The sequence below is a fragment of the Lacrimispora sp. genome, from assembly GCF_046972725.1.
Taxonomy (GTDB): domain Bacteria; phylum Bacillota; class Clostridia; order Lachnospirales; family Lachnospiraceae; genus Lacrimispora.
In genome coordinates this window covers 206,037-231,607 of the sequence record NZ_JBKVXF010000004.1, presented here as the reverse complement: position 1 = coordinate 231,607, position 25,571 = coordinate 206,037, and the positions used below count along the sequence as shown (strand labels likewise).

Genomic DNA, 25,571 nt, shown 5'->3' with positions numbered 1-25,571 from the left:
TTATCTTTCATTAAGCACGATTGTGATGTGGCTCATTCTCTTTTCGATTCTATAAGCGCGGCCCTGTGCTCTCGGTTTTACTCTTTTCATTGTTGGTCCCTTGTTTGCGTAGCATTCTTCTACATAAAGTTTTGCAGGGTCCATACCGTTGTTATTCTCAGCGTTTGCTACTGCTGATTTTAATAACTTTTCTATTAAAGTAGAAGCGTATCTGGGATTGTAAAGTACAATACCAAGTGCTGTCTGAACGTCTTTGCCTCTGATGGCATCTAATACGAAGCATGCTTTTTGAACAGAAACCCTAGCATAGGATAACTTTGCTGACGGTCTGGTGTCCTTTTGAGCATTTCTTTCTCTCTTAATCTGGCTTCTATGTCCTTTAGCCATGGTGAATCCTCCTTTCAACTATAACGCCCTTGGGTAACCTTTCGATTGCCCTGCGGGAGTTTGTTTCTTTCATTACTTACGGCCAGACTTTTTCTCGTCTTTGCCATGTCCTCTATAAGTTCTTGTAGCAACAAATTCACCCAGTTTATGTCCAACCATATCTTCTGTAACATATACCGGAACGTGCTTTCTGCCATCATGAACTGCAATTGTATGTCCAACCATCTGTGGGAAGATAGTAGAACGGCGAGACCAGGTCTTAATTACCTGCTTCTGTCCTGCTGCGTTCATCGCATCTACTTTTTTGAGTAAATGAGCATCTGCAAATGGTCCTTTTTTAAGTGAGCGAGCCATAGATTCTAACCTCCTTCAATTATTTAACGGTCTTTCCATCTCTTCTTCTAACGATCAACTTGTTAGACTGCTTGTTTTTCTTTCTTGTCTTTAAGCCGAGTGCCGGTTTACCCCATGGAGTACTTGGACCTGGACGTCCGATACCGGTCTTGCCTTCACCACCACCGTGTGGATGGTCATTGGGGTTCATAACAGAACCGCGGACAGTCGGACGGAATCCCATGTGACGCTTTCTGCCGGCTTTACCAATGTTGATCAGGTTATGATCGCCATTGCCTACAACTCCGATAGTCGCTCTGCAGTTGATTGGAACCATTCTCATCTCACCGGAAGGTAAACGAAGTGTTGCATACTTGCCCTCTTTTGCCATTAACTGTGCGCCGTTACCTGCAGAACGAACCAACTGTCCGCCTTTTCCTGGATAAAGCTCAATATTGTGAACCTGAGCACCAACCGGGATCTTGCTTAATGGTAAGCAGTTACCTACTTTAGCTTCTGCATTCTCACCGCTCATAACCTTCATTCCGTCTGTTAAACCAGCAGGAGCGAGGATATATGCTTTTGTACCGTCTACATAGCTGATTAAAGCGATGTTAGCCGTTCTGTTAGGATCGTATTCGATACCGATTACGGTAGCTGCAATACCATCTTTGCTGTTTCTCTTGAAGTCGATGATTCTATATTTACGTTTAACGCCGCCTCCGCGATGTCTAACTGTGATTTTACCCTGATTATTACGGCCAGCTGTCTTCTTGATGGTCTTGCTGATCAAGGACTTTTCAGGTTCTGATTTTGTGATCTCGCTGAAATCGGAGCCGGTCATATGTCTTCTGGAAGGGGTATATGGGTTATACTTTTTGATTCCCATGATTAATTCTCCTTTCAACGCCGCCTGGCGTATCTTGTTTATCGTGATATAATGTTCATCACATAGATGAGCTGTTCTTATCTTCCTGCCATTCAAGGGTCCGGAAGATACCCCTCACGGAGTTCAGAGTATCCACTTTACCCGGCAAAACCGGGCGCACCATCGAATGAAGCATTCCGATCTTACAGTCCTTCGAAGATTTCGATATCTTTGCTGTCAGCAGTCAACTGAACGATCGCTTTCTTCGTCTTAGAAGTCTTGCCGAAAGTAGTACCTCTTCTTTTGGTCTTTCCTTCTAAGTTCATAGTGTTCACTCTGGCAACCTTTGTACCCGGGAACATCTTCTCAACAGCTTCCTTAATCATAGCCTTGTTAGCATCTGTGTGTACAATAAATGTATACTTCTTGGACGCCATAGCGTTCATGCTCTTCTCAGTTACTACAGGCTTCTGGATCACGTCGTAATACTTAATATCTGCCATTATGCGTACACCTCCTCGATTGCTGCAACAGCAGTCTTGGTAGCAACAACTGTGTTGTACTTTAAGATATCGTATACGTTGATTGTATTAACAAATGCAGTCTTAACAGCAGCAATATTTCTTGCGCTCAGTACTGCGTTTGTACTGTCGTCGCCGACAACAACCAGAGCTTTGGATACCTTTAAGTTATTTAATACAGTCTGGAATTTCTTTGTCTTGATTTCATCAAACTTTAACTCGTCAACAACGATGAACTTATTCTCGTTTACTCTGCTTGTTAAAGCGGATTTAAGAGCAAGTCTTCTTTCTTTCTTGTTCAGTCTGATCGTGTAATCTCTTGGAGCCGGAGCGAATACTACTCCACCGCCTGTCCATTGAGGAGATCTTGTTGAACCCTGTCTGGCATGACCGGTTCCCTTCTGCTTCCATGGTTTTCTTCCGCCGCCAGATACTTCAGAACGTGTTTTTGCTTTCTGTGTTCCCTGGCGCTTATTTGCAAGCTGGCTTACGACTGCCATGTGTACAAGATGCTCATTAACTTCCACACCGAACACTGCATCGTTTAACTCTAATGTACCAACTTCTTTACCTTCGATATTGTAAACAGATACGTTTGCCATCTGTATGATCCTCCTTTCTTATAAAAGCATTAGTTAGCTGCTTTTACTGTTTCCTTGATTGTTACTAAAGACTTCTTAGGTCCTGGTACTGCACCCTTAACCAGAATCAGGTTGTTTTCTGCATCAACTCTGACGATTTCGAGGTTCTGGATCGTTACCTTCTTGTTACCCATGTGGCCTGGCATCTTCTTGCCCTTGAATACCTTGCTTGGGTCAGAAGCTGCACCGTTGGAACCTGCATGACGGTGGAACTTGGAACCGTGAGCCATAGGTCCTCTGGACTGTCCGTGTCTCTTAATAGCACCCTGGAAACCTTTACCTTTGGAGATTGCGGTTACGTCGATCTTATCGCCAGCTGCGAAAACATCGGCTTTGATTTCATCTTTTACAGAATACTGATCAGCATTCTCTAATTTAAACTCTCTTACGTATCTTTTATAAGATACACCAGCCTTATCAAAATGGCCTTTTAATGGCTTGCTGACAAGTTTTTCTCTCTTATCAACATAACCTACCTGTACTGCACTGTAACCATCATTCTCAACAGTCTTGATCTGAGTTACAGAACAAGGACCAGCCTGAAGAACTGTTACCGGAGTCAATACTCCATTTTCATTGAAGATCTGTGTCATTCCGACTTTGGTAGCTAAAATAGCCTTCTTCATGTTTTTACCTCCTGTTTGTTAATTCTACAGCGGATTGCTTTCGCAATCATCCTAGAACAGTCCAATATACGTGGAACACTATGACTCTGCCCGGCAGAGATGTTGATTCCTTACAGGAAAAAGTGTTACTTCTATATTAAAACCCTTCAGGACATTACCTAAAATGTTTTTGATGAAGATTATTTGTTCTTCATCTTGATATCGATATACACACCTGCAGGCATTTCCAGTCTGGATAATGCATCAACAGTTTTCTGGCTTGGTGTAATGATATCAATAAGTCTCTTATGCGTTCTCTGCTCGAACTGCTCTCTGGAATCTTTGTACTTGTGAACCGCTCTTAAGATGGTTACCACTTCCTTCTTGGTTGGTAACGGCACCGGTCCGCTCACTTTAGATCCTGTCTTTTTTACAGTGTCGATGATCTTACCTGCAGACTGATCGATCAGCTGATGATCATACGCTTTTAATGTGATTCGCATTACTTGACTTGCCATAAAAAAAGTCGCCTCCTTTTCGCACTTAGTAGAAGTACGACAAGCGGTGACTGTACACGTTCCCGTGTGTGTCCTTCAAGACCTCACACAGACAATCTGCTCATAAATGCAGAATTTTAAATTGTACAGTGACTTGTCGCCAGTTTCCTAACTTGACATTCGCTCCGCGGAAAACCTGCTTATACAAGCAGCAACCTCACGCTTCACAGCTATCATGCCACAGCCTTAATATAGTAACATACTTTTTTTTTCATTGCAAGCATTTTTTTACAAAAAAAAGCGTAAAATCTGATTTTCTCAAATTTCACGCTTTTTGCACCATTTTTCTTATTGCCAGGCTGGTTCTATAGGGGCTCTGCCTTCATTGCCCGAAGGGCTTTCATCATCAACCCTTAGTAAATTGCCATTGCTTCCGGTTTTATATTTTACACCGTCAGCACTTTTGACGGTAGTTCCCTTTGCAACTCTGCCAGAACTGTTCACAACATATGTGGTCGTGGTGCTTCCGGTAGGAATTGCAATCGGTTCATACTTGCTTCCCTCATCCGCACATTGAAGTTTCCCCATATAGTATAAGTAGCTGTCCTTGACACCGGTATAACCGCGTCCGCTGTCGCTGAAATAGTAGGTAGCATCACTGCCGTCGCCTTCTACGACCTTAATCCGGCCTTTCTGCATGGTACTGGTCTTTTTATCTCCAAAATAGAAAGCAGTATAATCGGATGAGCCGCCGATGGAAACCTTTTGAAGTCCGTACACCGGATTGCCGATACTATTAAACAGGTAGGTCTTGCCGTTGATCTTCACCAGATCTTTTGTGCTGGCTTCTCCTTCCCTGGGACCGGCCTTCGGAACTCCTGCTGAGGAGAAATAAAACCACTCCACATTCTCTTCATAACCGGATATATCCTGAGGTGGTTCTACCGAATACCAGCCGACTCTCATTCTTCCGTTGCTGTCATAATATTTGTAATTCTGGATATCATACTCTGCATTATCCACTCCTACGTTCTTCCAGCCGGTCTGAAGGGCTCCGTCTGAATCGAAGCAGTAGGCAACTCCATCGATCTTATAGGAAGCATAATCTCCGGAAATATCCTTTGGCACATACTTTTTACCATTCTCATTAAAATAATACCAGTTCTTTCCGTCATCGCTGTCACCTGGGCTTATTCTGTCAGAGTCATAGTCACTGTCCGGGGGGTAAAGCTTCTGCCAGCCAGTGCGCATGGCACCATCTGTTCCACTGTAATACATGTCATCAAGAATCCAGCCGGTCTGCATCTCTCCGTTGGAATCAAAGTAATACCATTTATTATTGATCTTGGACCAGTTGTCCATAATGGCTTTCCCGCTGCTTCCAAAATAATACCACTTATAATCGGAAGAACCATTATCCTGGAACTTCATCCACTTATCCGTCACTAAAATTCCATTGGAATCCACATAATAAGTGTTCTCCACCCAGGAATTCACTGCCATCTCACCGTTGCTGTTTAAATATCTCCAGAAGTTGTCCGCACCTTTCTTCCAGACATTCGTCATCTTACTCCCGCTTGAATCGTAATATACCCAGGTATTTCCAGATTGGGCCCAGCCTTCTGCTGCCCAGGCATTCATGGAGACAGTACCCATGGTCAGCACGGCAGTTACAGCCAGCGCAATGAGACCTTTTCTTTTCATATCTTCACTCCTTACAGGGATTTCCTTTTTTTACTAATATTTATTCTAACAATTAATCTCAGATAATTCAACTGTTTTAATCTTTCAATTATATTACGAAATTATTTCCAATGAAAAGGTGGGTCCGGCAATGCCGAAATCCCACCCGAAATCTATAAAGTATGAAAGAATGTTGTTCCCATTCCATTAATAACAACGATTATTTCTGCACCTGCAGTTACAGCAGCGATTGCATCTGCAGCAGCGGCTGCAGCCGCAGTTTCTCCTGTTGGAGCAATTGTTAAAGCAGATATTACCCCAATTGCCGCATCCATTGCAGAATCTGTAATTGCCCCAGCAGTTGCACCCACAGTTTCCTACGGAAATACCCATACGCAAACAACTCATTATTTTCACCTCTCATTTTATATTATACTATAGTATATAGGACATAGGTACGAGGCGTGATTAATTGTTGTCCAGAACCGGTTGACGGCCTGTACTTGACGCTCCTGACTCTTTCCAGTATAATCATAGAAAACATAGGATCGATAGAAAGAAAGGGCGGCACCAATTATGTGGATTGCAGATGGCTGGAAAGATTACGAAGTAATAGATTGTTCAGAAGGAGAAAAACTGGAGCGCTGGGGAAAGTATCTCCTTGTGCGTCCCGACCCCCAGGTAATCTGGTCGACTCCCAAAACAGAAAAAGGCTGGAAAAAAATGAACGGACATTACCACCGCAGTGCAAAGGGCGGCGGTGAATGGGAATTTTTTGACCTTCCCGAGCAATGGACCATCAGCTATAAGGAACTGACCTTTCAGCTGAAACCATTCAGCTTTAAGCATACCGGGCTTTTCCCGGAACAGGCTGCAAACTGGGACTGGTTCAGTGATAAAATAAAAAAGGCCGGAAGGCCTGTAAAAGTGCTTAATTTATTTGCTTACACCGGAGGAGCTACCTTGGCGGCGGCAAATGCCGGAGCAGCCGTGACCCATGTGGATGCTTCGAAAGGCATGGTAGGCTGGGCAAAGGAAAATGCCCGCTCTTCCAATTTGGAATCCGCCCCTATCCGCTGGATCGTGGATGACTGTGTGAAATTCGTGGAACGGGAGATTCGAAGAGGCAGCCGGTATGATGCTATCATCATGGACCCGCCGTCTTACGGAAGAGGACCCAAAGGAGAAATCTGGAAAATCGAAGACGCAATCTATCCCCTGGTAAAGCTATGCAGGGAACTTCTCTCGGACAAGCCGCTGTTTTTCCTTATTAATTCTTATACAACGGGACTGGCTCCTTCCGTATTAACTTATATGATTTCCACGGAAATCGGACAGAAATTCGGCGGAGAAGTACAGGCTGAGGAAGTTGGCCTTCCGGTTACAAAAACAGGGCTTGTTCTTCCCTGCGGTGCCTCCGGGCGCTGGTCATCGACCTCCGTTTAAAAGGCACCAGATTTTTGGCAGAAACTTCTTTAAGAGGCGGCTGATCTGATAACTGAAAAAAACACATATCCCCGGCATGATAAGAAAGATTCCAATAGGAACGGCCGGAACAGGCGGGAGCAGAAATGCTCCTGTTTTGTTGATCAGACGAACCATTGCAAAATGAGTGGCATAGAGAAAGAAATTCTGCTTCATCCATTCTTTCGCTTCAAAGAGATATCCTTCCGGCACCATAAGCCACAACGATACCGGGACAAAGAGCCGGAAAATCACTGCAGACGCAGCCACTTCGCCTTTGGCCGCTCCCGGAAAGTCATATCCGTACAGGAAATATCCCACAAAAAGCAAAATCATACCAATGACTAATCTCTTTTTATTCCAGGACCTCTCTGCCACTCCTTTTCCATGCACTGCCATAAATGCTCCAAAAGAATAATACAGCAATGCATCCAGATTAACTAGTAAAAGGGTTTTTCCGAGATAAACGGCTGCAAATATGGCTGATATCAATAGGATACCAATGGTTTTACGTTTCACGGCAAGATAGATAAGGGGTGCCAGAAGAACAAGAAGGATCAACTGGTTCAAATACCAGAATACGTAATTATACGAATAATCCAGGACGGCTTCTGAAGCCAGCAAAATTGTAAAAGGTATCTTTCCTTTTCCAATGATATCAGAAAGAACCGGAATCCGGCTTCCGATGACATATCCCAGATAATAAAGAAAGTTCCAGACAATATACGGAACCAGTATACTGCGGATTCTGGAATTCCATTTTAACCAGATCCGTTCCATGGTAAAGGTACGAAAGAACAGATAGGAGGATATCAGAAAAAATCCGGGAACAGCAATCTGCGCCACTGTATTTCCTAAAAAGCGTTCCAGATAATCGGTCCTGTAACCGGTTTTCGTACCTCCCAAAAACAGCACCGCATTATAAGAGTGGACCCATATAACCAGAATACTGAAGAAGAATGTAAACCATGTGATTTTGTTGCGAAATTTATGTTCTTCCATAGGTCCCTCCTTTCAACATTTTTCATTCTATCATAGAGAATCTGATTTTATCAAATGGTTTTTTAACTTTACTTTTATTCCTTATATTCTTAACACATTTTATCAAGCACTGAAACGGATGCCTTTTCATTATTCCTGTTGCACCGTTCAAAATACCTGCGGTAATATTCCGTGTACATCAAATCGATCAAAAACAACTGACTGATTTCTGAAGATGTTGATCCTCCCTGCAAAGGCCCTTCATTGGCACCGCACAGCAGGGTTATGTCAGAAAATGAAGTAAGAGGGGATCTTAAAAACCTGGTAATGCAGATGGTCTTTGCTCCCGCCTTTTTTGCAAGCCTTGCCGCATGGATGGTATCCTTCGTAGCCCCGGAATAAGAAAACAGGACTGCCGCTTCCCCCTCCTCCATCATAGAGGCTGCCATGGCCTGCATATGGGCATCCTGGATACAGAAAACTTTAGGTTCTATCCTCATGAATTTATTCGCTGCCTTCAAAGCAGATATCATACTGGCCCCTACACCGAAAAAACAGATCCGTTTTGCCTGATAAAGGCAATCCATCACCTGGCCGAACTGTTCTTCATTTAAAAGGGAATATGTTTCTTCCAAGGCGCTCATATTAGTATTTAATACCTTTTGGGATACCTCTGCAAAGGAATCGGTCAAGTTTATATCTCCCTCCAGACGTCCCTGGCCGGTGGCTTCATCATGAAGACTTAGAGACAGCATCATCTTAAATTCCTGATAGCCCTTTAATTTTAATGTCTTGCAGAAACGGAAAACACTGGTATCACCTACTTCACAGGCCTCTGCGAGCCCGGTTATGGACATAAAAAGAACTTCTCTGGAATTTTGCAGAATATAATCTGCAACCTTTTTTTCAGCCTTCGTAAACTGATTGTATTCCAGTCGGATCCTGGTCAAAAAATCCCCCTGCATAGCTATACGCTCCTTTTTATCTTTTTTCTTCTATATTATTTGTGACGCAACCGGAACCGGAGATAAAATACTTTGTGATTTCCCGGGGTCTTGTTATTGCACTTCCTACCACAGAGGCAAATACACCGGCCAGGAAGCATTCCTTTAACTGCTCCGGCGTCCAGATCCCCCCTTCTGCGATCACAGGCTTTTTGCAGTCCTTGGAAAGCCTTTTCATCAATTCAAAGTCAGGAAGACTTCGCCCTCTGGTGCCGGCCGTATACCCGCTCATGGTAGTTCCTATAAAATCAAAGCCTAAATCAGCGGCATACATACCTTCCTCATAATCCGAGCAATCTGCCATAAACAGCTGCCTGGGATGCTTTTTCCGTATCTCACTCCAGAAATCAACAAGGACTTTTCCTCCCGGACGCATCCGTTTTGTGGCATCAACTGCAATGATCTCCACCCCGCATTCCACCAGCGCATCCACTTCTTTCATGGTTGGAGTAATGTATACTTCACTTTCCGGATATACCTGTTTTATAATTCCAATAACGGGAAGATCCACAACCTTTTTTATTTCTGTAATATCTTCTACCGAATTGGCCCGGATTCCAACCGCCCCTCCCTCTTTAGCCGCACAGGCCATACGCGACATGATATAGGAACTGTAAAGAGGTTCCTCACAAAGAGCCTGACAGGACACGATCAAGCCGCCTTTCAGCTTACTGTAGATTTTTTCACACATAGCGGTTTCCCCTTCCCATAGATTCAGAACCATCATAACATAACTAAAAAATATATTTCAACATGATTTCCTGAATCTATGGCTTCTTTTGCAAACTTAAAGTTGATTTCCTGTTGGTGATCTCCTTTTTATATTTCATATACATGGTAAGGAAACTCCAGGTTTTCTCCGTGCTGCAAGTTTATTAAAAATTTCCATTTTTTCACATAAATTTAAAACCCAGTGCGTAGGGTTTATGGTATAATACCAGTAGTTTCAATGATTGCTTCATAGTGAGGAGAAAGAAACCATGAAAAAATTAATTCGAGCTGCAGGCCTGTCCCTTGCTTTGCTGCTTACCAGCCTGCCGTTCTCTACTGTGGCTGAAGCACCGTCCATCAAGCAGGAAACTCCGGCAGATGCACTCCACTCTTTTTCAACCGACAGCGGACAAGTACTTAAGCCCTTTGCCATTGGCCCAGGGCTGATCAATCTTTCCCCGGCGGATGAATTTTCCACCTATCAATGGGGATTAAAGAACGACGGGGAATTCCGTCTCGTTGAATTACAGTCAAAGTTTCAGTCCGTTGACGGTGTTTATAACGGATTAAGGTCCGGTACTGGAATCGGAATACCTAAACCCGGCCCTGGCGATTATGAATCTAAGGTGACAAAAGCCGTTGCAGGAATCGACATTGACATACAGCCGGCCTGGGAGCTTTACGACAAAGCTGAGAACAAGCGCTCTGTCGTCGTGGCCATCATAGATACAGGTATTGACATCAATCATCAGGAACTTAAGAATTCTATCTGGACAAACCCTGGGGAAATCAATGGGGACGGAATTGATAACGATGGAAACGGCTTTGTGGATGACATTCACGGCTGGAATTTCTTTTCCGGCAATAACAAAGTATTTACCGGAAATGAGGACAGCCACGGAACCCACGCAGCAGGAACCATAGGAGCTGCCAGAGGGGCTTTTGGAATTGCAGGAATCACAGATAATAATTATGTTAAGATCATGCCCCTTAAGGCACTTGGAGGAAAAGAAGGAATCGGTACTCCCCAGGCTGTCATTCAGGCCATCCGTTATGCAGAGGCCAATGGCGCTTCCATCTGCAACCTGAGTATGGGAACCTCTTCCTACAGTGAAGAACTGGCACAGACCATAAAGAACTCTCCGATGCTGTTTGTGGTCTCCTGCGGTAACGGCGGCATATCCGGACTTGGTTATGATACGGATGTCAATCCGGTATATCCCGCTTCCCTTCCTTATGATAATGTAATTGCTGTTGCAAATATTTTATTCGACGGCAGTTTAAGCAAGGATTCCAATTATGGGGCAGCCAGCGTGGATATCGCAGCACCAGGCTCCTATATCTTAAGCACCATACCGAACAATGGTTATGGATTTATGAGCGGTACTTCAATGGCTGCACCTATGGTAACCGGAGTAGCAGCCATGCTTTACTCCTACCGCACGGATATCCCCTTATCCGATGTAAAGCAGATTCTGTTAAACTCCAGCAGAAAGCTGGACACTTTGAATGGAAAGGTCTTAAGCGGCGGTCTTTTAGACGCCTATGGCGCATTGACCTGGCAGTAACACTAAAAAGATACGGCAGCACATGTGTGCTGCCGTATCTTTTTATTCTGATTATTTTTCAAGTGCTCTCCAACGGAAGTTTGGAACCACATCAGACCATTTCTCAATTCCAATAATGGATTTAGCAAATTCTGTTGATTCCAGAGTGTATTTCTTTTTATCAATATCCCGGAATACCTGCCAGATCTTCCGGCGCCTGGTTGCAACAATATCATCGCCCCGGTCCATATAACATTCCCAAAGGCCAAAGGATAATCCGCTTCTTACTTCTGAAGGCGCATCTACCTGACGGCTTAAGATATAAGCGTCAATGTAAGGATTGCTGTCAACCAGATAATAGGAATAAGCATAAGCGGCTGCCTGAATCTGAGGAACGTATCCTCTTGACTGACTTGTTGCTGTAAAGCCCTGCTCTGTCAAAATAATATGGCGCACATGACCAGTCGGAGACTTTAATGCCTCCTGGGCCATATAATCGGTCAGAGTGGTCAGATTTTTAAAATTAATGACCGGAGAGTTAAAATCGTTGGTAATAAGCCCTGTTTTATCGTCATCCCAGAATTCCGGTTCTGTCATCGGACAGGGGTAGGGGTGATAAGACAGTCCCCAATCCATCTGTCCCTGTTCATTGGCGATGGAGTTAAAGGTATCTACAATGGCTTTACCGCCATATTTTGTCTTATTATTGATCTCATTGTTCCAGTTATAATCCAGGGAAAAGTATACCCGGTCATTGGCACTGGTGCTTTTAATGGCTGTATAGAAAATGCGGAATGCATTCTGGTAAGCCTGAACGTAGCTGGTAATGTCTCTGTTCCCTATATAGTTCCATTGCTGATTATTGATCTCATTGCCCACGATCCAGTTGGAAATCTTGCCGTGGTTCGGATTGGAGCCGCTGTAGCGGTCAGCCAGGAATGATGCAATGGCTCTTGTCTGGTCAACGCCTTCCGGTGTGGCTGCATTGAACATATAGTAAAAGGCGGTGGAACTTTTCTTTGTTCCAGGATAGAGAAGGTGAGGTGTGGCATCGTTCCAGCCGTTTAAGATAATGGCTGTTACCGTCATACCTTTTCCGGACAAGGCGCTGATGGTCTCATCGTAACCGGCAATAACATTCTTATCAAAATGATAGGTCTTTCCGTCATACTGATAATCAATGCCTTCCCCAAGAATCTGGTGGAAGGATATATTGGTAGCTACATGCTTAACTCCTAATTCAAAAGCATCACCAAGCATATTCAGCTGGATGTTCAGCCCTTTCTTAGTAAGGGGATCATTAAATTCCGCTGTATTTGCTGCAACCATCTCAGGGTTTGTTATATAATGAGGTTTGCTGATTTCTATGTATTTTGTACCATCCCATACGGCTACAACAAATTTGCTGTACAGTCTGTCCTCGGGGGTATTGCGGTTCAAAGAAAATGTAAACGATACGTTATCGCCTGGCGCTGCTTTTGCCGCATAGTCCGTTCTTCCATCCAGATTGGTCTGATAAGGCTGTAACTCTACCAGATAAAGAACACCGTCAGTCCCTTCCATATTGGCACTGTTTGAAATCTTTACTGTTACATTGTTCTTATCAGAATCTATCAGACAGGACTGAATCACTGCCTGCACTCCTGCCGCACCCACATCTGCAAGTGAAACAAAGGCAGTGGCACAGCATAAAAACGCAGCGGAAAGAAGTCCGGTCATCACCCTGCCTATCTTTATTTTCTTCATGTTCGCATTCCTCCATTTTGTAATAATCAGGTCCTTTACAATGATAACCAATTTCCCTGATATTTACAATAACGTTTTTATTACTAATTTGTAATAAAACCTTAAGGCTTTCGCATGTAACCATCAATCATTTGTTTGCTGTTTCCGGATACAGAAAATCTGCCAATGCTTCCATACAGTCAAAGGTCCGGTACCCGCCTCCCATCAAGTCGTTATATTCAACGGCTAGGATTTTTTTGTTCTGTATGGCTTTTACACTTTTTATCACGTCATTTGAGAGCATGGACTCCACCGCGTTCTGGTCTGCTCCTTCATTATGAGTTCCCTTAACGTAAACGATCACATCCGGATCCATGGAAATTAAATTTTCCGCAGAAAGAGCGCTGCCGCCCTTATCCAGCACATTGACCGCATGAAGGCGGGTCAGCAGATCCTTCTGGAGAGATGCATTATTGCCATAGCCGCCAAAGGTTCCGTCCTGATAATTTACCATAAAAAGTACTTTTAACGGTTCCCCCTCCACGTTCTTTAAACGTTCTTCTGTTGCTGTAAGGCGTGCCGTCAGCTCCTCTGCCATTTTATCCGCCTGTTCCTTTTTCTTAAAAATCCTTCCAATGTTTCGGATATCTTCAATAATTGAATCCATGGTTACGTCCTGATCCATTCGGGTAGCTTCCTGAGTATAGGCTGCTATTCCCATGGCATTTAGATCGCTGACAGAGCCCAGAGTCTCCGGGGTAAAGGATTTCACTCTTCCCACCACAATATCCGGTTCCATGCCTACCACTTTTTCTTTTGAAATATCCCGTTTGTCCGCCAGCACAGGAATGGCATCATAAGCAGCGGCCAGGTCATCTGTGGTTGGATTATCTTTTAATACAGTGGCAATGATCTTGTCTCCCAGTCCCAGCTTTAACAGCAGTTCTGTACTAGACTGGTTATTGGTAATCACCTTTTGGGGCACCTTATCAATGGTCTGTATATGCTCGGTTCCATCCAGATCATAAGCAGCGAAGGTGAAAGGGAAACCGGTGGACCGGTTTTCGGAAACAGCTTCTGATTCTGCAGCCTGTGTGGCTGTTTCCTGAGTCTGCTGTACTTTCTCTGTTTTTGGCTGCTGTGCAGAACAGCCGGCTGTCAAAACTGCCGCCGCACAAACGGCAGCCATTGTCTGATAAATGGTTGGTGATTTCTTCATCTTTTTCTCCTTTTTACATAACAAATAATTAAATCCGGTAGTGAATAGAAAGTTGTCCGGTTTCCGGCTCCGTCAAAACAGATGCGGTGACGCCATAGATATCCTGTATCATTTCTGATGTAATCACCTCTTCCGGTTTTCCATTTCCCATAATCCTTCCGCTCTTTAACATATAGATCTCATCACAGAACATGGAGGCCAGGGAAAGGTCATGAAGAGCTGCCAGTACACAGATATCTAAATTCTTAACAATGGACAGAACCTGAAGCTGATACTTTATATCCAGGTGATTGGTGGGTTCATCAAGAATCAAAATCCTGGGGTCCTGGGCAAGCGCCCGCGCCAGAATGATTCTTTGTTTTTCTCCGCCGGACAACGTGGAGAACTTTCGTTTTGAATATTCTTCCATTCCCACTTGCTTCAGAGCTTCCGAAACAATCTTATAGTCCTCAGCCGACTCCTTTTCCAACCGTTTCTTATGAGGCGTTCTCCCCATCATTACAATGTCCTGAACGGTAAATTCAAAGCTAACCTGATTAAACTGGGAAACCACGGCCATATCCTTTGCCCGGTCCTTTTCCGGGATTCGTGAGACGTCCTTTCCGTTCATCAAGACCACTCCCCCGCTTGGCTTTAATACCCGGTAGACCGCTTTTAAAAGTGTGGATTTTCCGCTGCCGTTAGGTCCTAAAAGCCCTACAAACTGCCCTTCTCTTACCTGCATGGATATGCCCTTTACAATCTCAGAAGCTCCAATGCTGACTCTTAAATTATCTATTTTCAGTTCCATTGTCTTATCCTCCTCAACCTTCCCGGAAGGAATAGCTTTTGCGGATCAGGATATACACGAAAAACGGTGCTCCGATAAGCGCAGTCACAATTCCAATGGGCAGTTCCGAATTCGGAATGGCAATTCTTGCAAATGTATCGGCCCAGATCATAAAAACCGCTCCGCTGATGGTACATAAGGGAGTCAGTCTCCGATGGTCTGCTCCTGCAACGGCTCTTGTAATATGTGGGATAATCAGCCCTACAAACCCGATAATCCCGCAGTAAGCCACCAAAACTCCTGTTAAGAGTGAGGAGGCCACCATATAGATTCTCCGGTACCGGGCCACAGGGATTCCAAGCGTCACTGCAGCTTCATCACCAAGAAGCAGGGTATTTAAAACTCTGTACTGAAAGAGAAAACCGATAAAGCATACAGCCGTTACAATTACCGGAAAAGAAATGTTCTGCCATTTTGCTCCCGCAAGAGATCCCATGGTCCAGAATTTCACGCTCTGCATTCCCTGAGCATCTCCTGCCATAAAAATAATGAAATTACTGAGGGCATTGCAAAGGGCATTGATGACCGTACCGGAAAGCACCAGCTTGGAGCTTGTCATCCTGCTTCCCATAGAAGCAAGCATCAGGACACAAAAAGCCGCACCAAGCGCACCTGCAAAGCCCCAGAAGGAACTTGCGTTCACGGAAAACCAGCTTAAGGAACCTATGCCAAGCATAATCGAAAAGGTCGCCCCCAGGGAGGCACCAGAAGAAATTCCCAGAATATATGGCTCTGCCAGTGGATTTTGAACCGCTGCCTGCATGGCCATGCCGCAAAGTGACAGCCCTGCTCCTGCGGCCGCCCCAAGAAGCACTCTGGGAAAACGGATTTCCCATATAATATTTACTTCCGAAAGACGCCCGGTCAGGGATCCGTCCACCTGTATCCCGAACAGTTTTTCAAGGAGTATGGCATATGTATGAGATGGTGCGATCTTCATGGAACCAAAAGACATGGACAATACTACGGATAAAAGGAGCACAAATATCATTCCTGCCAGCATCAGCCCAAAGGATTTTCTGCTCTTTTGATTTTCCAGGTACGCCTCTGAAATATGTTGATTCAAACAAAGAATCCTCCTTTTTGTTTTATTAGTCATAGCTAACCGTAAATTATTATACGGAGTCCGGTACAGAATAGGAATAGAGAATTCTTTAAATACATGGACAATTATTAAATCTATAATGATAAAAAGTATCAAATAGTGCCGTTACATTGACTTCCATAAATCCCGCCGCTATAATAATTGAAATGCGGACAGATGAAAGAAAGGAGGGTTTTTATGCCTAATTTTCGCAGCCAGCTGGCAGAAGAATATGCCCGATTTCCATTGACAATTCTAAAGGCAGTCTCTTTCACAAAACTGCCTGGACAAACACCAGCCTCGTATGAAACTACACGCGCTGCTTTCATATTTCCCATCAGCGGAAGAGCCCGTATTTCCTTTGATACCAAAGGTTTTACCGCAGTGCCGGGCAAGGTGATCCATGGCTGTCCAGGTAAAAAGCTTACTTTCTATGTGGAAGGAACGGAACCTTTCTGCCATATCAATCTCTACTATGACCCTTATGATCACCTCAGCAGGGGCACTGACTTTATACATTCTGCTTACGAGCTTGACATACGGGACAAGGATGCAGTAAATGCCTGCCTGGAAGAGTTTCTAAAGCTTTCCCATTGCCACGATATACGCTCCCGGTTTCGTATGAATTTTATGACACAACAGCTCTTTGATGCACTGTTTTGTTCTGAAATCAGCAAACAGGAAGCAGAGGAATTAAACTTTATTAACGATGCGGCACTGTTTATCCGGAGACATTATGCGGAACCTCTAAGTCTTTCAGACATCGCACGTCATTTCAAAAAAAAGCCGGAGCAATTTTCTTACCTGTTTTATAAGGTGATGGGAATCCGTCCCATCGACTATCTGATCCAATACCGGCTGGAAACTGCTGCAGGGCTTTTAAGTGAAAATGGATACAGTGTCAGACAGGCCGCCCTCTCTGTCGGTTACAAAGATGAATTTTATTTCAGCAGATTATTTAAAAAGCATATGGGATTTGCTCCAAGCAGAATTAAAAGCGGAAGCATAGCAGAAAGGAACGGATCATGAATTTGGAAAAAACAGAAGGAAAATCTCCCATCATAGAAACACAATGGAACAATCATACAATTTATTTATACCTGCCCCCCTCATGGGAAAAGAACGGAACCAGAACGTATCCGACCGTTCTGGTTCAGGATGGAGATCAGGCGCTCAAAGCACTGGCCCCGATGGTGGCTGAACTGGAAGATCGCTGGTCAAACGGACAGGGAAGAGAATTTATATTGGCCATGATATGCCCTTTGGACCGGCTCTCAGAATATACTCCATGGCCTTCCCCGGCTATGTCTCCCCGGTTCCCTGACTTTAAGGGATATGGGAACCAGTATCTGGACTCTCTTTATACCGGTCTTCTTCCCTGGCTTTTAAAAACCTGCCAAACGGATATGCAAAACGTTTCCATGCTCGGCTATTCCCTGGGAGGTCTTATAGGAGTCTATGCTCTGACAGTTCAGAACTGCTGGCGTCATATGGCCGGAATATGCAGTTCCTTTTGGTATAACGGCTGGATCAGCTATTTAGAGAATAATTCTATAAGCGAAAGGACTCGTTCTATTTATTTGCACTATGGCACAGAAGAAGGAAAAGGAAAATCCGGCCCTATGGAAAAAGCTGCGGAATATGCGGCAAAAACAGGCCGGCTGCTGGCAGAAAAGTTTCCCGGGAAACTTACGATTACTACGGATAACGGCGGACACCACACCTTTGCAGACCAGCGGTTGAGAAATGGGCTTTTATGGCTCAACGAAGAGATAGGAGCAGATGCCTGCTGCTCCCTGTCATGCAGTAACGCAAAAAAGCCGAACCCCTTATAACCAAGGGGCTCGGCTTTATTTTTAATTACTGAACGATAGTAGCAACTCTTCCTGAACCTACTGTACGTCCACCTTCACGGATAGCGAAACGAAGACCCTGCTCCATAGCTACCGGGTGAATCAGTTCAACAGTCATCTCTACGTTATCGCCAGGCATACACATCTCTGTGCCAGCTGGTAATTCGCAAACACCAGTAACATCAGTTGTTCTGAAGTAGAACTGAGGTCTGTAGTTGTTGAAGAAAGGAGTATGACGTCCACCTTCATCTTTTGTTAAAACGTAAACCTGAGCTGTAAATTTCTTGTGGCACTTTACAGAACCTGGTTTAACAAGACACTGTCCTCTTTCGATTTCAGTTCTCTGAACACCACGAAGTAATGCACCGATGTTATCACCAGCCTGTGCTTCGTCAAGTAACTTACGGAACATCTCGATACCAGTTACAACAACTTTACGTGTTTCTTCATGGATACCAACGATTTCAACTTCATCAGATACGTGTAAGGTACCACGCTCTACTCTACCTGTAGCAACAGTACCACGGCCTGTGATAGAGAAAACATCCTCGATTGGCATTAAGAATGGCTTATCTGTTTCACGAACAGGATCTGGAACCCACTCGTCAACTGCTTTCATTAATTCAAGGATCTTATCGCCCCAAGCACCGCTTGGATCTTCAAGAGCTTTTAAAGCAGAACCCTGGATGATTGGTGTATCATCGCCTGGGAATTCATACTCGTTTAACAGCTCACGGATTTCCATATCTACTAATTCAAGTAACTCAGCATCGTCAACCATATCACATTTATTCATGAATACAACGATGTAAGGAACGCCTACCTGACGGGAAAGAAGGATGTGCTCTCTTGTCTGAGCCATAACACCATCGGTAGCAGCTACAACTAAGATAGCGCCGTCCATCTGAGCAGCTCCAGTGATCATGTTCTTAACGTAGTCAGCATGTCCTGGGCAGTCAACGTGTGCATAGTGTCTTTTCTCTGTCTCATACTCAACGTGAGATGTAGAAATTGTGATACCACGCTCTCTCTCTTCTGGAGCCTTATCAATGTTCTCGAAAGCTACTGATTCACCAGTACCTAATCTTTCGTGAAGTGTCTTTGTGATAGCAGCTGTTAAAGTTGTTTTACCATGGTCAACGTGTCCGATGGTACCGATGTTACAATGGGTTTTGTTTCTTTCAAACTTAGCTTTAGCCATTTTATAACGTCCTCCTTAATTTATGCTCTTCCTGAGCTTTCATTTTATATGTTAGGCTGTTTTTTATTATATGCTATTTGTGCACTATTTTCAAGCCTATTTGACGGATTTCAGGCAGGCTGTAATGCCTGAAATCCAGTGGAACCTGTTAGGAATTATTTATCCTTTTTATCAGCAAGAACTTTCTCCTGTACACTCTTTGGAACCTGCTCATATTTTTCAAAGAACATAGAGAAGTTTCCGCGTCCCTGAGTTCTGGAACGTAAGTCTGTGGAGTAACCGAACATCTCGGAAAGAGGTACATAGGCTTTCACCATCTTACCGCCTCCAATATCTTCCATGCCTTCAATGCGGCCACGGCGGGAGTTGATATCACCGATAACATCACCCATGTACTCCTCTGGCATAGTTACCTCTACCTTCATGATCGGTTCGAGAAGAATGGCGCCAGCCTTGTTCATCGCATCCTTAAATGCCATAGAACCGGCGATGTGGAATGCCATTTCACTGGAATCGACTTCATGGTAAGAACCATCGTATACAGTAGCCTTAACACCAACTACAGGGAATCCGCCAAGTACACCGGATTTTGTTGCTTCCTCAATACCTTCCCCAATTGCAGGAATGTATTCTTTTGGAATTGCACCGCCGACAACGGTAGACTCAAACTTGAAGAGCTCTTCGCCGTTGGCATCCATAGGCTCAAAGCGAACCTTACAGTGTCCGTACTGTCCACGTCCACCAGACTGCTTTGCATACTTGCTGTCAACTTCTACCGTCTTTGTAAAGCTTTCCTTGTAAGCAACCTGAGGAGCACCTACGTTTGCTTCTACATTAAATTCACGAAGCAGACGGTCTACGATGATTTCCAGATGAAGCTCTCCCATACCGGAAATAATAACCTGACCAGTCTCCTGGTTGGTCTTTGCACGGAAGGTAGGATCTTCTTCTGCAAGCTTTGCTAACGCTTCGCCCATCTTGCCCTGACCAGCTTTGGTCTTTGGCTCGATGGCGATATCGATAACCGGCTCTGGGAATTCCATGGATTCCAGAATTACCGGATGCTGCTCATCACAGATAGTATCACCTGTTGTTGTCACTTTAAAACCAACAGCTGCAGCGATATCACCGGAATATACCTTATCAAGTTCTGATCTCTTGTTTGCATGCATCTGAAGGATACGGCCTACACGTTCTTTTTTGCCTTTTGTTGCATTCAGCACGTAAGAACCGGAGTTCATGATACCGGAATAAACACGGAAGAACGCCAGCTTACCAACGAACGGGTCTGTCATGATCTTAAATGCAAGAGCTGAAAATGGCTCATCATCGGAAGAATGTCTTTCGATTTCATTGCCGTCCAGATCCACACCCTTAATTGATGGGATGTCTGTTGGAGCTGGCATATATTCAAGAATCGCATCCAGGAGCTTCTGTACGCCCTTGTTTCTGTAGGCACTGCCACAGCAAACAGGAATCGCCAAGCACTCACAGGTTGCTTTTCTTAATGCTTTCTTTAACTCTTCTGTGGATGGCTCTTCCCCTTCCAGGTATGCCATCATTAAGTCATCATCTAACTCACAGATTTTTTCTACTAACTCTGCACGGTAAAGCTCTGCATCATCCTTCATATCCTCTGGGATATCAACGATATCGATGTCATCGCCTTTGTCATCATTGTAGATATATGCTTTCATCTCGAACAGGTCAATGATTCCTTTGAATTCATCTTCTGCGCCGATAGGAAGCTGGATGCAGATAGTATTCTTACCAAGACGGTTCTTGATCTGATCTACCGCACCGTAGAAGTTTGCACCCATAATATCCATCTTATTGATGAATGCCATACGGGGTACATTATAGGTGTCAGCCTGACGCCATACGTTCTCGGACTGTGGCTCAACACCGCCCTTTGCACAGAATACGCCAACAGCGCCATCCAGTACACGTAAGGAACGTTCTACTTCTACTGTAAAGTCAACGTGTCCTGGAGTATCAATAATGTTGATACGATGTTCAGGAGCGCCTGGCTTTACTTTGTTGTTCTCATGCAGCGTCCAGTGACAGGTAGTAGCAGCGGAAGTAATTGTAATACCTCTTTCCTGCTCCTGCTCCATCCAGTCCATGGTAGCAGTACCTTCATGAGTGTCACCAATTTTGTAATTTACGCCAGTATAATAGAGGATACGCTCAGTCAATGTTGTCTTACCAGCATCGATGTGGGCCATGATACCAATATTTCTGGTTGTTTCCAATGGATATTCTCTTCCAGCCAAAGCTTTTTCCTCCTATTAGAATCTGTAATGAGCAAATGCCTTGTTTGCGTCAGCCATCTTGTGCATATCTTCTTTCTTCTTAACAGCTGCGCCAGTATTATTAGCAGCATCTAAAAGCTCATTCGCAAGTCTTTCCTCCTGAGTCTTCTCGCCTCTCTTACGAGAGTACAGAGTAAGCCATCTCAGGGCTAACGCCTGTCTTCTGTCTGGTCTAACCTCGATCGGCACCTGATAGGTAGCTCCACCGATACGTTTTGCCTTTACTTCAAGTACAGGCATGATGTTATTCATTGCTTCTTCAAATACTTCAACAGCCGGTTTGCCTGTCTTTTCTTCAATGCGGCCAAATGCGCCGTAAACAATCTTTTGAGCAACACCCTTTTTACCATCATACATAATGTTGTTGATTAATTTTGTAACAACCTTATTGTTGTAAAGCGGATCTGCTAATACGTCTCTTTTTTGAGTATGTCCTTTACGTGGCACGTTACTTCCCTCCTTAATATCGCTGGCATTCCTGACCGGTTTGCCCAGCCATTCATTAGATCCCAGGTACTCACAAACATTCAATTTGCGTTCGCGCTCGGTTTCTATATATAATCCTGCAACCTACAGGTTCAATATCTAAAGTCCGGCACTGAAAATTCAAATGTGTGGTTCTAATTATTTTTTGTCTTTTGGTTTCTTAGCACCGTACTTGGAACGAGCCTGTTTTCTGTTAGCTACGCCTGCGGTATCCAAAGTACCTCTGACGATATGATATCTGGTACCTGGTAAATCTTTTACTCTACCGCCACGAATCAAAACAACACTATGCTCCTGTAAGTTATGACCCTCACCTGGAATATAGCTTGTTACTTCGATCCCGTTAGAAAGACGAACTCTGGCAATCTTTCTAAGAGCTGAGTTAGGTTTCTTAGGTGTAGCAGTCTTAACTGCAGTACAAACGCCTCTCTTCTGTGGAGCGGAAATATCAGTAGCTCTCTTCTGTAAAGAGTTGTAACCCTTCTGAAGAGCAGGTGCTGTAGATTTCTTTACGCTTGTCTGTCTTCCCTTTCTTACTAACTGGTTAAATGTTGGCATTCCATTCACCTCCTGTGATATTGTCTGTGGTTGCTGTCATCTTCAGCTTAATTTACGCACAAAAACATGACGCGTTTATGCACGCCTAATTATTATATACATATTGTTTTTTTTTGTCAAGGATTTCTTTTTCTGTATATTTCGGCTTATATAAAGGGAAAAAATAGTTGGGGAAACTTATGTGAGCAGCATTATTGGAGATAGATAATTATTTCTAAAAGATAGTTATATGAGTTTAATATTTCGGGAAAGCAGAACGTATGTTCGTAAAAATGTTGACAATTGGATTTACGAGTATTATAATCTACTCGTCGGCAAATAGAACATATGTTCGTTTCTGTAAAAAGAAGTAAAGTAATGAATAATTTTTTTGTTTCAATGTGTTTGTACAATTAGAGAATTAATAAGCGGTAAACATACTGCACCAAAATGTAAAAAAAAATAAATGAAATGAGGAAAAATAATATGTCAAGTACAAATAAAACATCATTAGGATTAAATATATGGGAAGCATCGGATAAGCCGGTAAGACAGGATTTTGTTAATGATAATGTAATTATTGATGAGAAGATATCTGAGTTAAATCATAATTATAATGATATTGTTAATGAGAAGATATCTAAGTTAAATAGCAATTTGCTTAAAAATAAAGGCTAAAGACAAATGCATTTGTCTACAGCCTAAATAATTTCGGTAAATTTTATTAAGTTAAAAAAGTGGTTGACTAGTTATCTCATTAATTATATCTCTTTCAGCCATTTCTACTGCAACGTTTTTCCATGTTCCTGTTGTTATATCATAACGATACTCATCTTCAAAACCTTGCCAAGGGTTAATGCAAGAACCGTCCTCATTAAAAATGTATTTAACTCCATCTTCTAAAGTTATAGGCGTTGTTTGCATTTCTCCATTTGAATTTAAATAATACCATTTTGATGATAATTCAAGCCAACCAGTCTGCATGTACCCGTTATTATCAAAATGATACCATTTCCCATTGTCTTGCAGCCAAGAGTTCTTAAGATACTCATTATTATCTGATTGGTACCACCAGCGATTCCCATCTTGTTTCCATTCGCCAGCAAAAACCGTCATGTTCATGACCATAGATAAAGCAGTAGCTACAATTAATAAAGTTACTTTTTTCATTAACCTTCCTCCATATTAAAAATTAATATTATACTTTACGTATACTAAATTATAGATGTAAATGGTAAATTTTACAAGCCCTATAGTGTATTTAACGCTTGGTTCGTAGCCCAATTGCTTATATTTTAGTATCCTAAATATCAATTTAGCTTCGTGGAACAGCAAGTTTGTAATTAAGCATGTGGTCGGTACCACTGATCAATATGGACATATTAGCTGCGCAATGGGTAATGCCTATATATTATCGGTTTTAAATTATAGTATGCTGGCTTCCTATCAAAGCAATACGATTAGAATTGTAAGTATTTCAGGGACTTCTGTTCTTTATGCAAACAAGGCAGTCGATATAGAAGTTCTGTTTTATATTCCTTAATGATCATTATGTTAAGCCCAAGTACTCCAACCGCTCCAACTACCACCTGTGTCAAAACTTTGTGGCACATATGTTTTACCTCCAGTGTAACCAACTTGCGTAACGTAATTATCATATGTGTATACAATAAGCATGCCGTAACCAGCACTGCCAGGAGCATTGACGGGACCCCCAATAAATTTGTAATATCCGGCTGCTATAGCGGAGTTTAAATTGTTTGATGCAGATAATATACTTTTTCTGGTTATCGCATTAGTATTTAAATTGCTATTTACAAAGTCAACCGGAACTGCTTATACTCCTCCTTTCATTTCAATAGGAAAGCAGGAGTAATAACAACATAATAAATAACTTTTTCTATCATAAAATCTATCGTTGGAAAAACGAAATGCAGAAATAAACCATATAACACTGAAATAAAAACTAAAGTTACCAATAGAAACACGAAAGGAGAAACCTGTAATTTATGAACCGACCGGAATGTTTACATATCCCCGCTCTCCACGAAGGAGAACCAGCACGAATCACCTGGGGAACGGCGGAGGCAGATAATAATTATATTGTAGAACGAGTATTTAATGAATCCTTTTTACAATCCCTGTCAGGATACACCTGGGATAACTTTGACAGTACCAACGAACCATGGTGCATCCATGATCAAGCAACATTAAACTGGCATCAAATCGAGACCAGAACAGGCAAAGGCCAGCACTGGGAACGTCTGGATTATGAACAGTTAAGCTGGTTACAGCTTGAGAACCATTCATATACCTGGGAAGATTTTGAAAGACGGGAAATCAGTTTTGAAATATTTAACGGCCCTGGCGTTGAACGGTTCGGCATTGAGCAGGGACGCACCTGGCTGGAACTGGACGGGCTTAATCAGACCTGGAACAGCCTGGAAAGGACCGAACATTCATGGGCTGAAAGGGAAAAGATGACACTTCCTGGCATCTCATGGGAGGATATTGATTCCAGATGGCTGACATTTAACGAGTGGGATAAAAAGGAATTGTCTTTTTATGAATTGGACACACGGAGAAATATTGAAGTTCACCGGGAAATGACAGATAACATACCACTTGGGACGGCCAATACCATGTACCGTATTAAAGCATATGGGTCTAATAGAAATGAGTCTGATTATTTAACAACAACACAATTGCCGGTTATTCCTGTATTTTACCGCAGCAGCGCAATGGAATATCCGGTAAAGAACGGCGAACGTTATGTAGTTCTTTTGAAGGCACAGGAAGTCATCGGTCTGGACAAGATCCGCATGAATCTTCGGTATGATCCGTACTTACTGGAATTGACCAATCTCTCAGCCGGCAGTTTAAGAAGCATAACAAAACCAGGAAATTATCCGGAAGCACATATAAGAGTATATTCCAATGTTCCAGGAAACCTATGGTTTCAATCCACGAAGCAATTAAATAAGGAGGAATGCTTTAGTGGATGCCTTGCATTGATAGAATTTATTGCCAAGGGTACCGGATGTGCAAAAGTATTATTATATTAAGATGAAGAAGGAATT

28 protein-coding genes are annotated in these 25,571 nt (G+C 43.2%); 6 read left to right on the top strand and 22 right to left on the bottom strand.

The window, feature by feature from the left end; translation table 11 throughout:
- From rplV to ACLTWA_RS14970, 9 genes are all read right to left on the bottom strand, one after another.
- The gene (gene rplV / locus ACLTWA_RS15010; protein WP_412328713.1) at positions 1-387 is read right to left on the bottom strand and encodes a 50S ribosomal protein L22; all 387 of its coding nucleotides are present in this window, start codon (positions 385-387) and stop codon (positions 1-3) included.
- 72 nt (positions 388-459) lie between these two features.
- The gene (gene rpsS, locus ACLTWA_RS15005) at positions 460-741 is read right to left on the bottom strand and encodes a 30S ribosomal protein S19 (RefSeq protein ID WP_024834874.1); all 282 of its coding nucleotides are present in this window, start codon (positions 739-741) and stop codon (positions 460-462) included.
- Positions 742-760: 19 nt separating this feature from the next.
- A complete protein-coding gene (rplB, locus tag ACLTWA_RS15000) occupies positions 761-1,609 on the bottom strand; it encodes a 50S ribosomal protein L2 (protein WP_412328712.1) in 849 nt (282 codons plus the stop codon).
- Between the two features lie 182 nt (positions 1,610-1,791).
- Complete coding sequence (gene rplW, locus ACLTWA_RS14995; RefSeq protein ID WP_412328711.1) at positions 1,792-2,091, bottom strand: 50S ribosomal protein L23; 300 nt, start codon at positions 2,089-2,091, stop codon at positions 1,792-1,794.
- Positions 2,091-2,711, bottom strand: coding sequence for a 50S ribosomal protein L4 (gene rplD / locus ACLTWA_RS14990; RefSeq protein ID WP_412328710.1), 621 nt, complete (start codon positions 2,709-2,711; stop codon positions 2,091-2,093). Before rplD ends, rplW begins: the two co-directional genes overlap by 1 nt.
- Before the next feature lie 29 nt (positions 2,712-2,740).
- A complete protein-coding gene (gene rplC / locus ACLTWA_RS14985) occupies positions 2,741-3,376 on the bottom strand; it encodes a 50S ribosomal protein L3 (protein ID WP_412328709.1) in 636 nt (211 codons plus the stop codon).
- A 179-nt stretch (positions 3,377-3,555) separates the two neighbouring features.
- Complete coding sequence (gene rpsJ / locus ACLTWA_RS14980; protein WP_158377617.1) at positions 3,556-3,873, bottom strand: 30S ribosomal protein S10; 318 nt, start codon at positions 3,871-3,873, stop codon at positions 3,556-3,558.
- Positions 3,874-4,200: 327 nt separating this feature from the next.
- Positions 4,201-5,556, bottom strand: a complete 1,356-nt coding sequence (locus ACLTWA_RS14975) for a cell wall-binding protein (RefSeq protein WP_412328708.1) — start codon at positions 5,554-5,556, stop codon at positions 4,201-4,203.
- Between the two features lie 152 nt (positions 5,557-5,708).
- Positions 5,709-5,906 carry a hypothetical protein gene (locus tag ACLTWA_RS14970; protein ID WP_412328707.1) on the bottom strand — a complete coding sequence of 66 codons (198 nt, stop codon included), beginning with the start codon at positions 5,904-5,906 and terminating at the stop codon, positions 5,709-5,711.
- A gap of 205 nt (positions 5,907-6,111) precedes the next feature.
- On the opposite strand from ACLTWA_RS14970, the gene ACLTWA_RS14965 reads away from it, so the two are divergent.
- Positions 6,112-6,981, top strand: coding sequence for a class I SAM-dependent methyltransferase (locus tag ACLTWA_RS14965; RefSeq protein WP_412328706.1), 870 nt, complete (start codon positions 6,112-6,114; stop codon positions 6,979-6,981).
- Here the strand turns inward: ACLTWA_RS14965 and ACLTWA_RS14960 are convergent.
- The 3 genes from ACLTWA_RS14960 to ACLTWA_RS14950 form a co-directional block, all read right to left on the bottom strand.
- Positions 6,964-8,001 (bottom strand): acyltransferase family protein, encoded by a 1,038-nt coding sequence (locus tag ACLTWA_RS14960; RefSeq protein WP_412328705.1) that lies wholly within the window; start codon positions 7,999-8,001, stop codon positions 6,964-6,966. The two genes, ACLTWA_RS14965 and ACLTWA_RS14960, sit on opposite strands and share 18 nt — an antisense overlap.
- Before the next feature lie 89 nt (positions 8,002-8,090).
- The gene (locus ACLTWA_RS14955; protein WP_412328704.1) at positions 8,091-8,945 is read right to left on the bottom strand and encodes a MurR/RpiR family transcriptional regulator; all 855 of its coding nucleotides are present in this window, start codon (positions 8,943-8,945) and stop codon (positions 8,091-8,093) included.
- A 16-nt stretch (positions 8,946-8,961) separates the two neighbouring features.
- The gene (locus ACLTWA_RS14950) at positions 8,962-9,675 is read right to left on the bottom strand and encodes an N-acetylmannosamine-6-phosphate 2-epimerase (RefSeq protein ID WP_412328703.1); all 714 of its coding nucleotides are present in this window, start codon (positions 9,673-9,675) and stop codon (positions 8,962-8,964) included.
- Between the two features lie 289 nt (positions 9,676-9,964).
- Here ACLTWA_RS14950 and ACLTWA_RS14945 point away from each other — a divergent pair, with 289 nt between their 5' ends.
- On the top strand, positions 9,965-11,263 hold the full coding sequence (locus ACLTWA_RS14945; RefSeq protein WP_412328702.1) for a S8 family peptidase: 1,299 nt from the start codon (positions 9,965-9,967) through the stop codon (positions 11,261-11,263).
- A gap of 51 nt (positions 11,264-11,314) precedes the next feature.
- On the opposite strand, the gene ACLTWA_RS14940 is transcribed toward ACLTWA_RS14945, so the two are convergent.
- The 4 genes from ACLTWA_RS14940 to ACLTWA_RS14925 form a co-directional block, all read right to left on the bottom strand.
- Positions 11,315-12,988 (bottom strand): DUF5722 domain-containing protein, encoded by a 1,674-nt coding sequence (locus ACLTWA_RS14940; RefSeq protein ID WP_412328701.1) that lies wholly within the window; start codon positions 12,986-12,988, stop codon positions 11,315-11,317.
- Between the two features lie 127 nt (positions 12,989-13,115).
- Positions 13,116-14,186 (bottom strand): ABC transporter substrate-binding protein, encoded by a 1,071-nt coding sequence (locus tag ACLTWA_RS14935; protein ID WP_412328700.1) that lies wholly within the window; start codon positions 14,184-14,186, stop codon positions 13,116-13,118.
- Between the two features lie 28 nt (positions 14,187-14,214).
- Positions 14,215-14,976: an ABC transporter ATP-binding protein gene (locus tag ACLTWA_RS14930; protein WP_412328699.1), complete on the bottom strand. Its 762-nt coding sequence runs from the start codon at positions 14,974-14,976 to the stop codon at positions 14,215-14,217.
- Between the two features lie 13 nt (positions 14,977-14,989).
- Positions 14,990-16,081 (bottom strand): FecCD family ABC transporter permease, encoded by a 1,092-nt coding sequence (locus ACLTWA_RS14925; RefSeq protein WP_412328698.1) that lies wholly within the window; start codon positions 16,079-16,081, stop codon positions 14,990-14,992.
- Positions 16,082-16,297: 216 nt separating this feature from the next.
- On the opposite strand from ACLTWA_RS14925, the gene ACLTWA_RS14920 reads away from it, so the two are divergent.
- On the top strand, positions 16,298-17,128 hold the full coding sequence (locus ACLTWA_RS14920) for a helix-turn-helix transcriptional regulator (protein ID WP_412328697.1): 831 nt from the start codon (positions 16,298-16,300) through the stop codon (positions 17,126-17,128).
- Positions 17,125-17,934 carry an alpha/beta hydrolase gene (locus ACLTWA_RS14915; RefSeq protein WP_412328696.1) on the top strand — a complete coding sequence of 270 codons (810 nt, stop codon included), beginning with the start codon at positions 17,125-17,127 and terminating at the stop codon, positions 17,932-17,934. The genes ACLTWA_RS14920 and ACLTWA_RS14915 overlap by 4 nt, the downstream gene beginning before the upstream one ends.
- Before the next feature lie 25 nt (positions 17,935-17,959).
- On the opposite strand, the gene tuf is transcribed toward ACLTWA_RS14915, so the two are convergent.
- From tuf to rpsL, 4 genes are all read right to left on the bottom strand, one after another.
- Positions 17,960-19,153, bottom strand: a complete 1,194-nt coding sequence (tuf, locus tag ACLTWA_RS14910) for an elongation factor Tu (RefSeq protein ID WP_412328695.1) — start codon at positions 19,151-19,153, stop codon at positions 17,960-17,962.
- 155 nt (positions 19,154-19,308) lie between these two features.
- A complete protein-coding gene (fusA, locus tag ACLTWA_RS14905) occupies positions 19,309-21,429 on the bottom strand; it encodes an elongation factor G (RefSeq protein WP_412328694.1) in 2,121 nt (706 codons plus the stop codon).
- 15 nt (positions 21,430-21,444) lie between these two features.
- Complete coding sequence (gene rpsG, locus ACLTWA_RS14900; RefSeq protein WP_412328693.1) at positions 21,445-21,915, bottom strand: 30S ribosomal protein S7; 471 nt, start codon at positions 21,913-21,915, stop codon at positions 21,445-21,447.
- A gap of 177 nt (positions 21,916-22,092) precedes the next feature.
- Complete coding sequence (rpsL, locus tag ACLTWA_RS14895; protein WP_412328692.1) at positions 22,093-22,512, bottom strand: 30S ribosomal protein S12; 420 nt, start codon at positions 22,510-22,512, stop codon at positions 22,093-22,095.
- 465 nt (positions 22,513-22,977) lie between these two features.
- Here rpsL and ACLTWA_RS14890 point away from each other — a divergent pair, with 465 nt between their 5' ends.
- Entirely contained in the window at positions 22,978-23,169 is a 192-nt protein-coding gene (locus ACLTWA_RS14890; protein ID WP_412328691.1) for a hypothetical protein, read from the top strand.
- Between the two features lie 51 nt (positions 23,170-23,220).
- Here the strand turns inward: ACLTWA_RS14890 and ACLTWA_RS14885 are convergent, their stop codons facing one another.
- A complete protein-coding gene (locus tag ACLTWA_RS14885; protein WP_412328690.1) occupies positions 23,221-23,661 on the bottom strand; it encodes a hypothetical protein in 441 nt (146 codons plus the stop codon).
- Between the two features lie 290 nt (positions 23,662-23,951).
- Positions 23,952-24,104 carry a hypothetical protein gene (locus tag ACLTWA_RS14880; RefSeq protein ID WP_412328689.1) on the bottom strand — a complete coding sequence of 51 codons (153 nt, stop codon included), beginning with the start codon at positions 24,102-24,104 and terminating at the stop codon, positions 23,952-23,954.
- Positions 24,105-24,500: 396 nt separating this feature from the next.
- Here ACLTWA_RS14880 and ACLTWA_RS14875 point away from each other — a divergent pair, with 396 nt between their 5' ends.
- Entirely contained in the window at positions 24,501-25,556 is a 1,056-nt protein-coding gene (locus ACLTWA_RS14875) for a hypothetical protein (protein ID WP_412328688.1), read from the top strand.
- Positions 25,557-25,571: the final 15 nt, after the last annotated feature.

Excerpts from the sequence above, each read along its gene's own strand:
- rplD (WP_412328710.1), bottom strand. The coding sequence starts at position 2,711 with ATGGCAAACGTATCTGTTTACAATATCGAAGGTAAAGAAGTTGGTACA.
- rplV (WP_412328713.1), bottom strand. The coding sequence starts at position 387 with ATGGCTAAAGGACATAGAAGCCAGATTAAGAGAGAAAGAAATGCTCAA.
- ACLTWA_RS14940 (WP_412328701.1), bottom strand. The coding sequence starts at position 12,988 with ATGAAGAAAATAAAGATAGGCAGGGTGATGACCGGACTTCTTTCCGCT.
- ACLTWA_RS14875 (WP_412328688.1), top strand. The coding sequence starts at position 24,501 with ATGAACCGACCGGAATGTTTACATATCCCCGCTCTCCACGAAGGAGAA.
- ACLTWA_RS14885 (WP_412328690.1), bottom strand. The coding sequence starts at position 23,661 with ATGAAAAAAGTAACTTTATTAATTGTAGCTACTGCTTTATCTATGGTC.
- ACLTWA_RS14930 (WP_412328699.1), bottom strand. The coding sequence starts at position 14,976 with ATGGAACTGAAAATAGATAATTTAAGAGTCAGCATTGGAGCTTCTGAG.
- rplW (WP_412328711.1), bottom strand. The coding sequence starts at position 2,091 with ATGGCAGATATTAAGTATTACGACGTGATCCAGAAGCCTGTAGTAACT.
- rplB (WP_412328712.1), bottom strand. The coding sequence starts at position 1,609 with ATGGGAATCAAAAAGTATAACCCATATACCCCTTCCAGAAGACATATG.
- rpsL (WP_412328692.1), bottom strand. The coding sequence starts at position 22,512 with ATGCCAACATTTAACCAGTTAGTAAGAAAGGGAAGACAGACAAGCGTA.
- ACLTWA_RS14965 (WP_412328706.1), top strand. The coding sequence starts at position 6,112 with ATGTGGATTGCAGATGGCTGGAAAGATTACGAAGTAATAGATTGTTCA.
- ACLTWA_RS14890 (WP_412328691.1), top strand. The coding sequence starts at position 22,978 with ATGTCAAGTACAAATAAAACATCATTAGGATTAAATATATGGGAAGCA.
- rplC (WP_412328709.1), bottom strand. The coding sequence starts at position 3,376 with ATGAAGAAGGCTATTTTAGCTACCAAAGTCGGAATGACACAGATCTTC.
- ACLTWA_RS14915 (WP_412328696.1), top strand. The coding sequence starts at position 17,125 with ATGAATTTGGAAAAAACAGAAGGAAAATCTCCCATCATAGAAACACAA.
- ACLTWA_RS14920 (WP_412328697.1), top strand. The coding sequence starts at position 16,298 with ATGCCTAATTTTCGCAGCCAGCTGGCAGAAGAATATGCCCGATTTCCA.
- ACLTWA_RS14935 (WP_412328700.1), bottom strand. The coding sequence starts at position 14,186 with ATGAAGAAATCACCAACCATTTATCAGACAATGGCTGCCGTTTGTGCG.
- tuf (WP_412328695.1), bottom strand. The coding sequence starts at position 19,153 with ATGGCTAAAGCTAAGTTTGAAAGAAACAAAACCCATTGTAACATCGGT.
- rpsS (WP_024834874.1), bottom strand. The coding sequence starts at position 741 with ATGGCTCGCTCACTTAAAAAAGGACCATTTGCAGATGCTCATTTACTC.
- ACLTWA_RS14945 (WP_412328702.1), top strand. The coding sequence starts at position 9,965 with ATGAAAAAATTAATTCGAGCTGCAGGCCTGTCCCTTGCTTTGCTGCTT.
- rpsJ (WP_158377617.1), bottom strand. The coding sequence starts at position 3,873 with ATGGCAAGTCAAGTAATGCGAATCACATTAAAAGCGTATGATCATCAG.
- ACLTWA_RS14880 (WP_412328689.1), bottom strand. The coding sequence starts at position 24,104 with ATGTGCCACAAAGTTTTGACACAGGTGGTAGTTGGAGCGGTTGGAGTA.
- ACLTWA_RS14955 (WP_412328704.1), bottom strand. The coding sequence starts at position 8,945 with ATGCAGGGGGATTTTTTGACCAGGATCCGACTGGAATACAATCAGTTT.
- ACLTWA_RS14960 (WP_412328705.1), bottom strand. The coding sequence starts at position 8,001 with ATGGAAGAACATAAATTTCGCAACAAAATCACATGGTTTACATTCTTC.
- ACLTWA_RS14950 (WP_412328703.1), bottom strand. The coding sequence starts at position 9,675 with ATGTGTGAAAAAATCTACAGTAAGCTGAAAGGCGGCTTGATCGTGTCC.
- ACLTWA_RS14975 (WP_412328708.1), bottom strand. The coding sequence starts at position 5,556 with ATGAAAAGAAAAGGTCTCATTGCGCTGGCTGTAACTGCCGTGCTGACC.